We start from the raw sequence: 14231 nt of genomic DNA, 5'->3' as shown, positions 1-14231 counted from the left end.
GCAAAAATAAAAAGTAAAAATGTCTGATATTAAATTAAATACTATTCCAGAGGCTATTGAAGACCTTAAAAATGGTAAAATAATCATAGTAGTAGATGATGAAGACAGAGAGAATGAAGGAGATTTTCTTTGTGCAGCAGAACTGACAACACCTGAAATTATTAACTTCATGGCACTTTACGGAAGAGGGCTAATCTGTATGCCACTTCCTGAAAAAAGATGTGATGAACTAGGACTTGAGGTGATGGTAAGCAGAAGCAGCGATCCTAAGGAAACTGCTTTTACAGTATCTGTTGACCTTTTAGGTAACGGAACTTCCACTGGTATTTCTGCAGGTGACAGAGCAAAAACTATTTTAGCTTTGATGGATGAGAAGTCCAAGCCTACAGACTTTATGAGACCTGGTCACATTTTCCCGCTTCGTGCAAGAAAAGGAGGAGTATTAAAAAGAGCAGGACATACAGAGGCTGCCATTGATCTTACTCATTTAGCAGGATTAAAAGAAGGAGGAGTGATCTGTGAGATCATGAATGAAGATGGAACAATGTCTCGTTTACCTGAACTTCATGCTTTTGCTCAAAAGCACGATATGAAGATTGTTTCTATTGAAGATTTGATTCACTATCAGCTTAAAAAAGGAAACCTTGTTGAAAGACTTGAAGAGAAAAAAGTAAAGACCCACTACGGTGATTTTGACTTTTATGCATTCAGAGAGACTTCTAATGACCAAATCCACTTTGCATTGACAAAAGGAGCTTGGACGGTAGATGAGCCGGTTTTGGTAAGAGTTCAGTCTTCAGATTCTTATTTTGATGTATTAACAAGATTGAATAACGGTGAAAAACCTTTATTGGAAAAAGTAACCGGTATGGTAAACGAAGCTGGTAAAGGAGCAATTATTTTCATCAACAACGTTTCAAATTCTGAAAATACACTAAGAAAACTTCAGCAGTTCCTAAACTATCAGGACGGGCAGGAGCAGCATCCTACTTTAGCGTACAACTATAGAGATTATGGTATTGGAACGCAGATTTTAAAGAACTTAGGAATTAATAAGTTTAAAGTAATCACTCAAAACCCTAATATTAAGCCTCAGGTTGGAGGATATGATGTAGAGGTTACTGAGTTGGTACAATTATAATACATAGATGATCAGTTGTGAACTGAGTTCACTGTAACTGATTGTTTATAATATAGAATAAAAGGTTTAGGATTTTTCTAAACCTTTTTTTATTTTTAAATTATGATGGAATCTTTAAAAACACACATTCGAGAATATGTTGACATTTCAGATGAAAAATTGGAAAGATATTGTAATGCCTTTATTCTTAGAAAAATTAAAAAGAAAGATTTTCTTTTGAAGGAGGGAGATATCTGTGAATTCGAGGGGTTTATAGTTAATGGCTGTTTTAAGGTTTCTCACACCGATCGAAATGCTTCTGAACAGATATTATACTTTGGTATTGAAAATTGGTGGATTTCAGACATCGATAGCTTTATCAACGGTATTCCATCTAAGCTGAATATTCAGGCTCTTGAGGATAGCGAAATTCTTCTTATTTCAAAGGAGAATAAAGAAAAATTATATCAGGAAATGCCAGAAATAGAAAGACTGATGAGACTTAAGTTTCAAATGTCAATTATAGCATTGCAACGCAGAATTATTGATAACTTAAGCAAATCTTCAGAAGAACGGTATGTCGGGTTTTTAAAGGATTACTCAAAAACGGCCCATCGTCTTACCAATATTCAGATTGCAGCTTATTTGGGAGTAACACCTGAGTTTATCAGCAGAATCCGTAGAAAAATAGTCAATAAAAATTGATTCAAAAAAACTACTTTAGTTATCGTAAGCTTACTTTAATAGGTCTAAAGTTTGTTCCTTACAATAGCTAAAGTGGTTGAATATTTTCTTGATTTTGAGATCTAAATAAGTATATATTTAATCTTGTAGAGTAATTTCATCAAAGTTTCTGAAGCCGTTCAGAAAATCTTTCACATTCATTCTTTTTTTACCCTCTAATTGAAGTTCCTGTGGATAATAAATTCCGTCTTCGGTATAGATTTTAAATTCGTTTTTCGAAATCTCTAAGGTCCCTGAATGCTTCCCGTGGTTTGAAATTTCAAATTTACCGTCGAATATTTTTAACCCTTTTTGTTCCTCTCCAATTTTTAAAGTGGTAAAAGCCGCAGGATAAGGTGACATTCCAAGGATAAACTGATGAACTGTTTTTGATGGGGCATCCCAATTGATTTTGGTGTCTTCTTTAAAGATTTTATAAGCGTTTTTCGGATGTTCTACTTGTGGTTGAGGTCTTTCCTCAATAGCGTTCTCAGCTAACCCATCCAAAGTTTTTACAACTAATTCTGAACCCATTTCCATCAATCTGTCGTGAAGACTTCCTGCGTTTTCATCAAGAAGGATTTCCAGTTCATTCTGAAGAAGGATATTTCCTTCATCAATTTTTTCATTAATAAAGAAAGTTGTTGCTCCGGTTTTTTCCTCACCGTTAATCACCGCATAGTTAATAGGAGCAGCACCTCGGTAATCAGGCAATAAAGATGCATGAAGATTGAAAGTTCCCATTTTCGGCATTTCAAAAAGGACTTTAGGCATCATTCTGAAAGCCACAACTACAAAAACATCTGCATCGAGTTTTCTAAGTTCTTCCAAGAATTCAGGATTTCTTAATTTTTCAGGTTGAAAAACAGGAATGTTATTTTCTGCAGCGTAAACTTTTACGGCTGATTGATTAATCTTTTGTCCACGACCACTTGCTTTATCAGCTACAGTTACAACACCTACTACGTTATGATGAGATTGATGAATAGCCTCCAATGAAGTTTTTGCAAACTCAGGAGTTCCTAAAAAAACGACTTTCAATGATTTCATACTACAAAGATAAGTTTTTAGTTGAAAATTGAGTAGGAGAGAGTATATGATATACTAAACGAAGTTACAAGTTCGATGAACGAAATGCATAGTTGAAGAGGAATCTAGTTTTTAAAATATTATTACCCGTGATTCAGTGCATATGTTCTGAAATTCAACATTCTTACCTTTCCGGAATCTAGTAGAAAGATCAGGCTTTCCAAAATACTTTCTTTAGAATGATAGCTTAGTTGTACAGAAAGCTCTTCTATGGTCGAAGATTTTTTGGCCAATAGATTGATGATTTGCTGAGATATATTTTTTCCGAAAATAGACTGTTTATTTTTTTCACAGACAGAACAATGCCCACAGTTCTTTGAGTTTTTTTCACCAAAATAAGCAAGGATGAGTTTCATTTTACAATAATCATTGTCCTCCACATAAAACTTCATTTCTTCCCATTTCTGGATCTTATTTCTTTGAATATGTTCAAAAAGTTTCCAATAAGCATTATGAATAACCCTTTCATCTCGGGGTTTTAAAAACTTTATACTAGATAATGCTCCATCTATATATTCCAGATAATTTTTTTGCTGAAGCTCTTTCAAACGTTCTTTGATTAACGGGACACTCACCCCAATCTTATTACTTACCTGCTGCTCACTGAACAATACCTTATGAGTTGTAATTCCGGACATCGTGCGGAAAAGAAGCTCTAAGAAATAAGCATCTTTTTGTGGTAATTGATCTATTTCATCCGCCTTGATGAAAAGTTCTAAGGATGATAAACTCTTGTTAGCATTATAATAAATGATTTCCTGATTGTGCAGGAAGTTGAGTACATTGTTGATCTTTGCTTTGGATAATCTTGTGAAGTTTTGTATTCCGACTGTATTCAGCTGAAATGTTTTTTCCGGTAATTCAAATTCTGCTACCTGAAAGATAGAGTAGAGGTAGCTAATGATCTTCAAAAATTCTGCTTTGTTGGGAATTTGGTTTTTTAAGATCTGATCAAAATTCAGAAGTTCTTGTTTGTTCCAAAGCATGAAAGCAAAACTTTCCTTTCCGTCTCGTCCTGATCTCCCAATCTCCTGATAGAAGTTTTCCAGGGATGGAGCAGGAGAGTAATGAAGAACAAATCGTACATTGTCCTTGTCAATACCCATTCCAAAGGCATTGGTTGAAATTAAGACTTGGTTGTCGCTATTATTCCAGGTGTTTTGCTTTGTATTTTTTTCCTTTGTTGTTAAACCTGCATGAAAATAATCAACATTCTTCAGGTGATTTTTTTTCAGAAATTCTGCTAAAAGCTCTGCCTCTTTTCTCGTTCTTACGTATACAATTCCAGAATCGTTATTATACTTTAAAATATCAAGTACACGTTGAAACTTATCTGAAACCTCTTCTGTAAAGATTTTGATATTATCTCTTTTAAAACTTTTTTGAAAGACAGCCGGGTTCCTAAGTTCAAGTTTACTTTTAATCTCTTTTAGAACCTTTGGAGTTGCCGTGGCTGTTAGAGCTAAACAAGGAATTTCGGGATTATTGCTTCTAAATCCTTTAATGTTTTGATAGCTTGGACGAAAATCCTGCCCCCATTCTGAAATACAGTGAGCTTCATCTACTGCGATGAATGATAATTCAATTTCCTCAATATTTTGAAGAAACTGAGTATTGGTCAATCTTTCAGGAGAAATGTAAAGAAGCTTTGTAAGTCCTTCCTTACAACGGTTATAAATGGTTTCTGCATCATACTCATCAAGTTCTGAGGATAAATATTCAGCTTCTATGCCTCTAAACTTAAGTTGATTCACCTGATCTTTCATTAATGCAAGCAAAGGTGATATTACCAGACAGGTTCCTTCCTTAAGCAAGGCCGGAAGCTGATAACATAATGATTTTCCGGCACCTGTGGGAAGAAGTACCAGTGTATCTTTTTCATTAATAACAGCATTGATAATCTCTTCCTGAGAATCTCTGAAATCACTGTGACCCCAGAAATACTTAAGAGTATCATATTTTAGCTTTTGAAAATCCTGCGGAGAAATCATGTTGTAAAAATAAGCAAAGAATTATGACAAAAAAAGCCACGCAATGCGTGACTTTTGTATAATAAATTAATAAGTTTATTATTTAGCTTCGAAGTATACTCTTCTGTTTGCTCTGTTTTTCCATTCAGGGCACTTAGTTGCTGGTTCACACTCAGGGTATTTAAGGTCTTTTTCACCTTTACCTACTGCGCTTAGTTTGCCAGATTGAACTCCGTTTTTGATCAAATAACTCTTAACGTTGTTTGCTCTTCTTTCAGATAGTTTTTTGTTGTAAGCATCAGTACCTCTTGTATCAGTAGCACCTATTACACTATAAGAACCATTGGAAGAATTGATATAATTTACAGCATTGTTTAGAATAGGAGTATTTGAAGGTAAAATTCTGTCAGAATTTAAATCAAACTCAATTCCTTCCAATTTAGTTTCTGTTTCTACTACAGGTCCAGTAGTGGTTGTAGGACATCCATTGTTTTCAACAGGTCCAGGAACCGTTACACACTTGTCGTAAAGATCAATTACACCATCAAGGTCAGTATCAAGGGCAACACCAGCACCATCTACTCTTGCTCCAGCAGGAGTGTCAAGTTGTCTGTCCCAATCATCACATACCCCGTCATTATCTGCGTCACCTTTCTTACATACTTCAATATCTTGGTTTTTATTCGCCAATACATCAAGTTTGTAATAAATTTCCTGAAGTGGATCATGCCACATTAGGTGAGACTCATGTTTACCTAGTTTTAAGGAAAGACCTAGTGTTGCATTGAAGAAGTTATCAGAAACCTGTTCTTCACGTCTATTAACAGCACTGTATTTATCACCACCACCATCAAATTCATCATCACCAGTAACCACATACATTAATCTACCTTCAATGTCAATCCTTCTGTTTACCTTAAACTTCAAACCAGCACCCGTTTGCATAAACATAGATCCAAGTTGGAAAGGTTTGATCTCAGTCATTAAATTTTGTCCTTTACTGTCTTTCTGGTAAGCTCTGTAGGCAATCGTACCGATACCTGCGTATCCGTGAAGAGCCCATCTGTAAGGAGAATGATTGTCAACTCTTCTCAAAAGATTAGAGAAGTTAACATCTCCCAAGATTGAGATTGCATCATACTGTGTTCTTGCACCTACAGCAGTTGCATCAGGGGCAGCATCTTTGGTATTGAACCATCCTTGTCTGGTTTCACCTCTGTCATATTGTAGGTTAATTCCAAAAGCATGAGTAATCGCTTTATCAATACTTACATAAGCAGAGTATCCAAAAAGATTTTTACCGTTACCATTTTTGATGGAAGTTAAATCTGCTGATTGCATCAATGGAACTCCAACCCCAGCTGAGATTGACCAGTCATTAAACCTTTTTGATTGTTGGGTGAAAGGGGAAACATTAGCAGACCCAGAAGAAAAAGTATTTGGGTACTTTCCATTTGAAACTGCCGTTGAGTCTTGTTGCGCATAGCTGGCGGTAGGAATGGCCAATGCTAAGGTAACAATTGCTAAACTTAATTTCATAGTGTTATTTTTTTAAGTTAAGTTATATTAAATGATTTTTTACGTAAAAAAGTGATTTTGTGTTATTTTTTTTCAATACAACTATACTGATACCCTGTTTATTTGGCACCTATTGCCTTGAAAATGATATAAAGGTATGTAAAATATTTCGTAGTAGAAAAAAATAAACCGAAAAGAACAATTCTTTTCGGTTTATGTATTTAATAAGAAATTACTTTTTCTTTTTTTTAACAGGAGCTTTTTTAGTAGCTTTTTTTACAGGAGCATCTTCATAATCTTTCTTTTGAATAGAATTCCATTCAGAACTTTCTATAAATCTTACTGTAACTTTTCTGTCAGCTAATCTTTCAGCGTCTGAAGCTGAGGCGGGTATTGTTGCTTCTGCAGAACCCACACCTCTAGATTTTAATACATTATCGTTTATTCCTCTAGTTTCTAAAGCTCCAACTACAGCAGCAGCTCTTTCTTTAGATAATCTTAGGTTGTATGCAGCATTACCTTTAATATCGGTATGTCCTGTTAACAGATAATTACCTCCGTTTTCTTTAATAATTGAAGCAGCTAAATCAAGTTTAGGATTAGATTCAGGTCTTATTGTTGCTTTATTAAAGTTAAAGTAGATATCCTTAAGTGTTTTTTCTACTTCTACTGCAGTCTCTTTATTGTCTTTTTTTACTGGGCATCCATTGTTTTCAACAGGTCCAGGAACTGTTACACACTTGTCGTAAAGGTCGATTACACCATCAAGGTCAGTATCAAGGGCAACACCGGCACCATCTACTCTTGCTCCAGCAGGAGTGTCAAGCTGTCTGTCCCAATCATCACATACCCCATCATTATCACCATCTCCTTTCTTGCATACTTCAACGTCTTGATTTTTATTCGCCAGTACATCAAGTTTGTAATAAATTTCCTGAAGTGGATCATGCCACATTAGGTGAGATTCATGTTTTCCTAATTTGAAAGAAAGACCTAGTGTTGCATTGAAGAAGTTATCAGAAACCTGTTCTTCACGTCTATTGACAGCACTGTATTTATCACCACCACCATCGAACTCATCATCACCAGTAATCACATACATTAATCTACCTTCAATGTCAATTCTTCTATTTACCTTAAACTTCAAACCAGCACCCGTTTGCATAAACATAGATCCAAGTTGGAAAGGTTTGATTTCAGTCACTAGATTTTGTCCCTTACTGTCTTTTTGGTAAGCTCTGTAGGCAATCGTACCGATACCTGCATATCCGTGAAGAGCCCATCTGTAAGGTGAATGATTATCAACTCTTCTCAAAAGGTTAGAAAAGTTAACATCTCCCAAGATTGAAATTGCATCATATTGTGTTCTTGCACCTACAGCAGTTGCATCAGGGGCAGCATCCTTGGTATTGAACCATCCTTGTCTGGTTTCACCTCTGTCATATTGTAAGTTAATTCCAAAAGCGTGGGTAATCGCCTTGTCGATACTTACATAAGCAGAGTATCCAAAAAGGTTTTTACCGTTACCATTCTTTATGGAAGTTAAATCTGCTGATTGCATCAATGGAACACCTGCTCCAACTGAAATAGACCAGTCATTAAACCTTTTTGATTGTTGGGTGAAAGGGGAAACATTCGCAGAACCAGAAGAAAAAGTATTTGGATACTTTTCGTTTGTAGTTGCTGCAGAGTCTTGTGCATAGCTGATAGCAGGCATCGCCAAAGCCAGTGCAGCAATTGCTAAACTTAATTTCATCGTGTATTATTTATTTTGATTTTTGAAAAGCAGTTTTTAGCTTCTTTTTATTATTTAATTGGGCATCCGTTGTTTTCAACAGGTCCAGGAACAGTTACACACTTGTCATAAAGGTCAATAACTCCATCCAGGTCCATATCAAGGGCAACACCAGCACCATCTACTCTTGCTCCAGCAGGAGTGTCCAATTGTCTGTCCCAATCATCACATACTCCGTCATTATCTGCATCTCCTTTTTCACAAACTACAAGATCTGTCGTTGCATTTTCTAGAACGCTGGTTCTGTAGTATGCTTCCTGAAGCGGATCATGCCATGCTAAGTGAGATAGGTGTTTTCCTAATTTGAAAGATACTCCTAAACTTACAGTCCATGCATTGTCAGATCTTCTTGGATTAAGCTTATTATAACTTACTGAAGCTGGGTCATATTCACCAGGACCAGCCCATCCACCACCATCGAATTCATCATCACCACTGATAATGTACATGGTTCTTGCTTCAACGTCAATAAGTTTTGAAACATTATACTTTACACCCAAACCTCCTTGATAGAATATGGAGTTGATGTCTATATCTTGTTTAATAAATAAAGGAATTCTTTTTGGATTAGTGCTCCATCTGTTTTCATTATTGTCATGTAATGACGTTCTGAACCCTTGAACACCGACTCCCATATATCCATGGAAAGCCCATCTATAAGGAGAGTGATTGTCAACCCTTCTTAATAGATTAGAGAAATTAATATCTCCCATTAGAGCAATCTGGTCAAATTGAGTTGTTGCAGTAGCTACTCCGGCAAGTTGACCGGCTGTACCAGGAAGTTGACCTGTTTGTTTTGTTTCTCCTCTTGTATACATTAAGCTTAGACCAAAAGTATGTGAAATTTGCTTGTCAATACTTACGTAAGCATTATAACCCCAGTTGGTCTTATCCTTGCGAAGAGATTTAAGATCAGAGTGAACCATAAATGCCGGACCTCCACCAACTGAAATAGACCAGTCTCTGAAACGTCTGGCTTTGTTATCGAAAGGTTTTACATTAGCGGAACCTGAGGAAAAAGTATTAGGATACTCAGTAGAAGAGTTTACTGTAGTACTGCTATTCTGTGCGAAAGCTGCAATTGGCAATGTGGTAGCCAATAATAATAAACCTAATTTCATACAATATGTTTTATGTTTTAAATAAAATCTTTTAATAATATTCTGGAAAAATCCCTTTCAAAAAGATGTTTTTTATGAGGGATTTCTAATCTTTCTGACTTAAAATTTAATTCATTATACTTAATGATATCAATATCTATAACTCTATCTGTGTAGCCTCCTGATATTTTTGAATCATTAATTCTTCCCATTTCAATTTCAATTTCCTTAATACAATCAAGCAGTTGAATTGGTGAAAGATGCGTGAATATTACTGCTGCAATATTACAAAAAATATTGGAACTAACAAATTCTACAGGATCAGACATTAAAAATTCGCTGGTTTGTGAAATGTTATTTCCTGCATCACTTATTTTCTGTAAAGCCAGCTCTATATTTTTTTTTTGCTCTCCAAGGTTACTTCCTAGTAACAAAACTACCTTTTGCTGCGACATATTGGAAAATTTATTGATTTATGAGAAGTTTCTTTAAAAATGTTTTGGCAAATATAGTAGCAATAGTTATACTTTGCGCTGTATTTTTCATCTTTTTCATTATGTTGATTGTGTTCAGTTCTATGGGAAGTGATAAGGCTGTTGCGGTGAAAAAGAACTCGGTTCTTACGATTAATTTAAAGACAAACATAATAGATAGCCCTACTGAAGAAGAAATGGGACTATTTGGTATCAGTAATCAGAACAAGAGTGTTCTTTTATATGACGCACTGGAAGCTATTAATAAGGCTAAAACCGATGATAATATCAAAGGAATCAGTATTGAAGCTGATGAGCTGAATGCAGGGTTAACACAGATTGATGATCTTAGAAATGCCATTGAGGATTTTAAGAAAAGTGGAAAATTTGTATATGCTTATGGTAACGGAGTTTCTCAATCGGCTTATTATTTAGGATCGGTAGCTGAGAAATATTATCTTCATCCGGCAGGAGGAATAGAATTAAAAGGTCTAGCTACTGAAGTTACATTCTTTAAGGATTTCGCTGATAAATATGGAATCGGGATTGAAGTGATTCGTCACGGTAAATTTAAATCTGCAGTGGAACCATTTTTAAGAAATGATATTTCCCCTGAAAATAAAGAACAGCTAAGTACTCTCTTGAATGACCTATGGAAAAATACTTCCTATAAAATGGCAACATCCAGAAAGATTGATACAGTTCAGTTCAGAACGATTGTTGATAGTTTATATGGAATGATTCCTGAACAAAGTTTGAAATATAAGCTTGCGGATAAACTTATTCAAAAGACAGAATATGAAAATTTGCTTAAATCTAAATTAAGCTTAACAGATAAGGAAAAGCTGAACAAAGTTTCTTTGGCTAATTATATTAGCTCTTATGCTGATGAGGATAAATCTGGTGAAAAGGTAGCTGTACTATATGCTTCAGGATCTATCAATAATGGAGATCAGTATAACGACATCCATTCTGATAAATATGTGAAATATATTCAGAAACTTCAGGAAGATGATAAGGTGAAAGCTGTTGTTCTTAGAATTAATTCTCCGGGAGGAAGTGCTAATGCTTCAGATGAAATCTTGTTTGAACTACAACAGCTGAAAAAGAAAAAGCCACTGGTAGTTTCATTTGGTGATTACGCTGCTTCAGGAGGATATTATGTAGCAATGGCTGCTGATAAAATTTATTCTGAGCCTAATACGCTTACTGGTTCTATCGGGGTTTTCGGAGTGCTACCTTATTATAAGGATATTGCCAGCAAGAACGGAATTCGTGCAGATGTTGTTTCTACTAATGCAAACTCTATGTATTATTCAGGATTGAATGGAGTAACACCTTATGGTGTAAATATGATGACAAAGAGTGTAGAAGGTACTTACAAGAGATTTGTACATTTTGTTACTCAAAACAGAAAGAAAACTTTTGAGGAGATCGATAATGTAGGTGGCGGTAGAGTATGGAGTGGTGTTCGTGCCAAGCAAATTGGATTAGTGGATGAATTGGGAACGCTGAATGATGCGGTAAAGTTTGCAGCGCAGAAAGCAGGATTAAAGTCCACTTACCATGTTGAGACTTTCCCTAAAAAAATGTCTCCTTTTGAGCAGATCTTTAAGGACCTTAATGAAGAGGATGTTTCGGCGAGAATCATCAAGAGTAAAATAGGAAAATCCAACTATGAGATTTTACAGCAGATTACAGACAAGAAGCTGCAGTCTGAAGTGAAAATGGAAATGCCTTACCAGATTAGAATCAACAACTAACTAAATTATATTTTACAGAAAATCCCGGATCTGAATTTCAGATCCGGGATTTTATTTTTTATTAATATCGATTAGCTTTTCTTTGTAGCCATTCCGTAAATCCAGAGGACAATCAGAGATCCTCCTATGGCAAGTAGCATACTTCTGAAATCAAAACTGTCAACTGTTCCCCAGCCAAGAAAATTTCCTATAAATCCCCCAACAAAAGCTCCTATAATTCCCAGGATAATTGTTATTAGCCATCCGCCTCCTTGAGTACCAGGCATTATTAATTTAGCAATGGCTCCCGCAATAAGACCAAATATGATCCAAGTTAAAATTCCCATAGTCTTAAGATTTTAATTGTTAATATTTAAAAATGATTTGTTGCTAATATAAGGGAAAACATGATATAAATCATCTTTTCTTGAAGAATGAGTCTACAAATTCCGTACCATTAAAAAGCTGTAGATCCTGCATTTTTTCGCCTACACCTATATATTTTACCGGAATTTGGAATTGGTCTGAAATACCAATAACAACACCTCCTTTTGCTGTTCCGTCCAATTTTGTTACTGCCAATGCGTTTACTTCAGTAGCGGCTGTAAACTGCTTTGCTTGTTCAAATGCATTTTGTCCTGTAGAACCATCAAGAACCAATAGGATCTCATGAGGTGCATCAGGAATTACTTTCTGCATTACTCTTTTGATTTTGGAAAGTTCGTTCATCAGGTTAACCTTATTATGAAGTCTTCCCGCAGTATCGATGATCACCACATCAGCATTTTGTGAAACCGCACTTTGTACTGTATCAAAAGCTACAGAAGCAGGGTCAGAGCCCATTCCTTGTTTTACGATAGGAACACCCACTCTTTCACTCCAGATGGTAAGCTGATCAACGGCAGCAGCTCTAAAGGTATCAGCCGCTCCTAAAACTACTTTTTTACCTTCGGATTTAAACTGGTGAGCCAGTTTTCCAATGGTTGTTGTTTTTCCAACTCCGTTTACACCTACTACCATAATCACATATGGCTTCTTGGAAGTGTCTATATTTCCTGTTCCTGCATGAGGATTTTCAAGCAAAAGACCTGCAATTTCATCGCGAAGAATTGTATCCAGTTCGCTTACCCCTACATATTTGTCACGGGAAACACGTTCTTCAATTCTTTCTATGATCTTGATGGTGGTAGAGGCGCCTACATCGGATGCAATCAGGATTTCTTCAAGGTTATCAAGTACCTCGTCATCTACCTTGCTTTTACCGACAACGGCCTTCGTCATTTTTTCAAAGAATCCCTGGCTGGATTTTTCCAATCCTTTATCTAAGGTTTCTTTTTCTTCTTTTTTGAAAATATTTTTAAACCAACTCATAGTTTTAGTTTATTCTTATTTTTTGTTTTTAATCACTGCTGTGGCTTCTACCTCTATCAATACATCATCTCTGAAAAGCTTGCTTACCTCTACAAGGCTGCTTACAGGAGGGTTTTGAAGATTAACATGTTTGTCCCTTGTTTTTCTAAAATCAGGGGTTTTTGATATGTCTGTGATGAAAATTCCCAGTTTTACAATATCTTTTCCTGTTCCTCCGTATTCTTTCAGAATATTTTCAATGTTATTGAAAATCTGTTGTGTCTGCTCTTCTACATTATTCCCCACCAGGTTACCCGCTGAATCTAAGGGGACCTGTCCAGATAATAAAATCATTTTAGAACTTCCACAATCAATACTTACTGATTGTGATAATCCCGGGATGTTGAAAACTTTTGACGAACTTTTATATTCTATAGTATTCATTGTTTCCTGACTATATGAAAATAGAAAAATTACTGTACAAGCCAGAATTAGAATTTTTTTCATATTTCATTGATTAATAATCTGGTGAACAAAGATAACAAAAAAACTACCCAAAATATGAGTAGTTTTTTATATTGTAAATAAAGTATTAATTATTTTTTCAAATAACCATCTACTTCATCAGCGTTCATTACTTTTTCTTCGAAAACGTAAGCTCCTGATTTAGAAGACTTAATCATTTTCACCACTTTAGTCATCTTTTTAGATTGACCGCTTTGTAGGGTTGCTACTACTTTCTTTGCCATGGTAAATTATTATTTATAAATTACTTGATTTCTTTGTGAAGGGTAGATCTCTTAAGAACAGGATTGTATTTTTTCAATTCCAATCTCTCTGTAGTGTTCTTTTTGTTTTTTGTAGAAATGTATCTAGACATTCCTGGCATACCACTTTCTTTGTGCTCTGTACATTCAAGGATTACTTGAACTCTATTTCCTTTTTTTGCCATGATTTATTAATTCTTTTTAATCAATCCGTTTCTAGTAGCTCTTTCAATAGCTTCTTCGATTCCAATCTTGTTAATCACTCTCAATCCATGAGCTGATACTTTCAGTGTAACGTGCTTATCTTGCTCCGGAAGGTAAAACTTCTTCTCTAATAAGTTAATTTCAAAACGACGCTTCGTTTTGTTATTAGCGTGAGAAACGTTGTTACCAACCATTGCACGCTTTCCTGTTATTTGGCAAATTCTTGACATATCTCGATGTTCTTATTTGTATAATATTTGAGAGTGCAAAATAACGAAGAATTTTTTAGATAGACAAATCTTTTGGAAAATATTTATAAATAAGTGGCTGATTAATAATATTGATTTTTTAAAATAGCCGAATTTCTGGGATATAGCCGA

The 14231-nt window shown here is 35.3% G+C and carries 15 protein-coding genes; 3 read left to right on the top strand and 12 right to left on the bottom strand.

The window, feature by feature from the left end:
• Window positions 1–19: 19 nt before the first annotated feature.
• Both ribB and C1638_RS13820 read left to right on the top strand, forming a co-directional pair.
• Window positions 20–1141, top strand: a complete 1122-nt coding sequence (gene ribB / locus C1638_RS13825; protein ID WP_106914733.1) for a 3,4-dihydroxy-2-butanone-4-phosphate synthase — start codon at window positions 20–22, stop codon at window positions 1139–1141.
• Between the two features lie 102 nt (window positions 1142–1243).
• Window positions 1244–1825, top strand: coding sequence for a Crp/Fnr family transcriptional regulator (locus C1638_RS13820; protein WP_109621885.1), 582 nt, complete (start codon window positions 1244–1246; stop codon window positions 1823–1825).
• Between the two features lie 117 nt (window positions 1826–1942).
• Here the strand turns inward: C1638_RS13820 and fmt are convergent, their stop codons facing one another.
• The 6 genes from fmt to folK all read right to left on the bottom strand — a co-directional run bounded on the left by fmt (window position 1943) and on the right by folK (window position 9770).
• Window positions 1943–2893 (bottom strand): methionyl-tRNA formyltransferase, encoded by a 951-nt coding sequence (gene fmt, locus C1638_RS13815; protein WP_109621883.1) that lies wholly within the window; start codon window positions 2891–2893, stop codon window positions 1943–1945.
• Between the two features lie 122 nt (window positions 2894–3015).
• Window positions 3016–4923 carry a RecQ family ATP-dependent DNA helicase gene (locus tag C1638_RS13810; protein WP_109621881.1) on the bottom strand — a complete coding sequence of 636 codons (1908 nt, stop codon included), beginning with the start codon at window positions 4921–4923 and terminating at the stop codon, window positions 3016–3018.
• Between the two features lie 78 nt (window positions 4924–5001).
• Entirely contained in the window at window positions 5002–6441 is a 1440-nt protein-coding gene (locus C1638_RS13805; protein ID WP_109621879.1) for an OmpA family protein, read from the bottom strand.
• 211 nt (window positions 6442–6652) lie between these two features.
• Window positions 6653–8176 carry an OmpA family protein gene (locus tag C1638_RS13800; RefSeq protein WP_109621877.1) on the bottom strand — a complete coding sequence of 508 codons (1524 nt, stop codon included), beginning with the start codon at window positions 8174–8176 and terminating at the stop codon, window positions 6653–6655.
• Window positions 8177–8226: 50 nt separating this feature from the next.
• Window positions 8227–9336 (bottom strand): flagellar motor protein MotB, encoded by a 1110-nt coding sequence (locus tag C1638_RS13795; protein WP_109621875.1) that lies wholly within the window; start codon window positions 9334–9336, stop codon window positions 8227–8229.
• 17 nt (window positions 9337–9353) lie between these two features.
• The gene (gene folK, locus C1638_RS13790; RefSeq protein WP_109621873.1) at window positions 9354–9770 is read right to left on the bottom strand and encodes a 2-amino-4-hydroxy-6-hydroxymethyldihydropteridine diphosphokinase; all 417 of its coding nucleotides are present in this window, start codon (window positions 9768–9770) and stop codon (window positions 9354–9356) included.
• A 20-nt stretch (window positions 9771–9790) separates the two neighbouring features.
• On the opposite strand from folK, the gene sppA reads away from it, so the two are divergent.
• The gene (sppA, locus tag C1638_RS13785; RefSeq protein ID WP_109621871.1) at window positions 9791–11551 is read left to right on the top strand and encodes a signal peptide peptidase SppA; all 1761 of its coding nucleotides are present in this window, start codon (window positions 9791–9793) and stop codon (window positions 11549–11551) included.
• A gap of 71 nt (window positions 11552–11622) precedes the next feature.
• Here the strand turns inward: sppA and C1638_RS13780 are convergent, their stop codons facing one another.
• The 6 genes from C1638_RS13780 to rpmB form a co-directional block, all read right to left on the bottom strand.
• Window positions 11623–11877, bottom strand: coding sequence for a GlsB/YeaQ/YmgE family stress response membrane protein (locus C1638_RS13780; RefSeq protein ID WP_109621869.1), 255 nt, complete (start codon window positions 11875–11877; stop codon window positions 11623–11625).
• 70 nt (window positions 11878–11947) lie between these two features.
• The gene (ftsY, locus tag C1638_RS13775; RefSeq protein ID WP_109621867.1) at window positions 11948–12901 is read right to left on the bottom strand and encodes a signal recognition particle-docking protein FtsY; all 954 of its coding nucleotides are present in this window, start codon (window positions 12899–12901) and stop codon (window positions 11948–11950) included.
• Window positions 12902–12916: 15 nt separating this feature from the next.
• The gene (locus C1638_RS13770; protein ID WP_109621865.1) at window positions 12917–13387 is read right to left on the bottom strand and encodes a RidA family protein; all 471 of its coding nucleotides are present in this window, start codon (window positions 13385–13387) and stop codon (window positions 12917–12919) included.
• A gap of 89 nt (window positions 13388–13476) precedes the next feature.
• On the bottom strand, window positions 13477–13629 hold the full coding sequence (locus tag C1638_RS13765) for a DUF4295 domain-containing protein (protein WP_073175385.1): 153 nt from the start codon (window positions 13627–13629) through the stop codon (window positions 13477–13479).
• A gap of 20 nt (window positions 13630–13649) precedes the next feature.
• On the bottom strand, window positions 13650–13832 hold the full coding sequence (gene rpmG, locus C1638_RS13760; protein WP_027373683.1) for a 50S ribosomal protein L33: 183 nt from the start codon (window positions 13830–13832) through the stop codon (window positions 13650–13652).
• Between the two features lie 6 nt (window positions 13833–13838).
• Window positions 13839–14081, bottom strand: a complete 243-nt coding sequence (rpmB, locus tag C1638_RS13755; protein ID WP_002976757.1) for a 50S ribosomal protein L28 — start codon at window positions 14079–14081, stop codon at window positions 13839–13841.
• Window positions 14082–14231: the final 150 nt, after the last annotated feature.

Origin of the sequence: Chryseobacterium oncorhynchi (assembly GCF_002899895.1) — a bacterium.
GTDB classification, from domain to species: Bacteria; Bacteroidota; Bacteroidia; order Flavobacteriales; family Weeksellaceae; genus Chryseobacterium; species Chryseobacterium oncorhynchi.
The sequence above is the reverse complement of the archived record's forward strand: the minus strand, read 5'-3'. Positions and strand labels throughout refer to the sequence as shown.

Excerpts from the sequence above, each read along its gene's own strand:
- C1638_RS13780 (WP_109621869.1), bottom strand. The coding sequence starts at position 11,877 with ATGGGAATTTTAACTTGGATCATATTTGGTCTTATTGCGGGAGCCATT.
- ftsY (WP_109621867.1), bottom strand. The coding sequence starts at position 12,901 with ATGAGTTGGTTTAAAAATATTTTCAAAAAAGAAGAAAAAGAAACCTTA.
- C1638_RS13795 (WP_109621875.1), bottom strand. The coding sequence starts at position 9,336 with ATGAAATTAGGTTTATTATTATTGGCTACCACATTGCCAATTGCAGCT.
- C1638_RS13810 (WP_109621881.1), bottom strand. The coding sequence starts at position 4,923 with ATGATTTCTCCGCAGGATTTTCAAAAGCTAAAATATGATACTCTTAAG.
- folK (WP_109621873.1), bottom strand. The coding sequence starts at position 9,770 with ATGTCGCAGCAAAAGGTAGTTTTGTTACTAGGAAGTAACCTTGGAGAG.
- rpmB (WP_002976757.1), bottom strand. The coding sequence starts at position 14,081 with ATGTCAAGAATTTGCCAAATAACAGGAAAGCGTGCAATGGTTGGTAAC.
- C1638_RS13765 (WP_073175385.1), bottom strand. The coding sequence starts at position 13,629 with ATGGCAAAGAAAGTAGTAGCAACCCTACAAAGCGGTCAATCTAAAAAG.
- C1638_RS13805 (WP_109621879.1), bottom strand. The coding sequence starts at position 6,441 with ATGAAATTAAGTTTAGCAATTGTTACCTTAGCATTGGCCATTCCTACC.
- ribB (WP_106914733.1), top strand. The coding sequence starts at position 20 with ATGTCTGATATTAAATTAAATACTATTCCAGAGGCTATTGAAGACCTT.
- C1638_RS13820 (WP_109621885.1), top strand. The coding sequence starts at position 1,244 with ATGATGGAATCTTTAAAAACACACATTCGAGAATATGTTGACATTTCA.
- C1638_RS13770 (WP_109621865.1), bottom strand. The coding sequence starts at position 13,387 with ATGAAAAAAATTCTAATTCTGGCTTGTACAGTAATTTTTCTATTTTCA.
- fmt (WP_109621883.1), bottom strand. The coding sequence starts at position 2,893 with ATGAAATCATTGAAAGTCGTTTTTTTAGGAACTCCTGAGTTTGCAAAA.
- C1638_RS13800 (WP_109621877.1), bottom strand. The coding sequence starts at position 8,176 with ATGAAATTAAGTTTAGCAATTGCTGCACTGGCTTTGGCGATGCCTGCT.
- rpmG (WP_027373683.1), bottom strand. The coding sequence starts at position 13,832 with ATGGCAAAAAAAGGAAATAGAGTTCAAGTAATCCTTGAATGTACAGAG.
- sppA (WP_109621871.1), top strand. The coding sequence starts at position 9,791 with ATGAGAAGTTTCTTTAAAAATGTTTTGGCAAATATAGTAGCAATAGTT.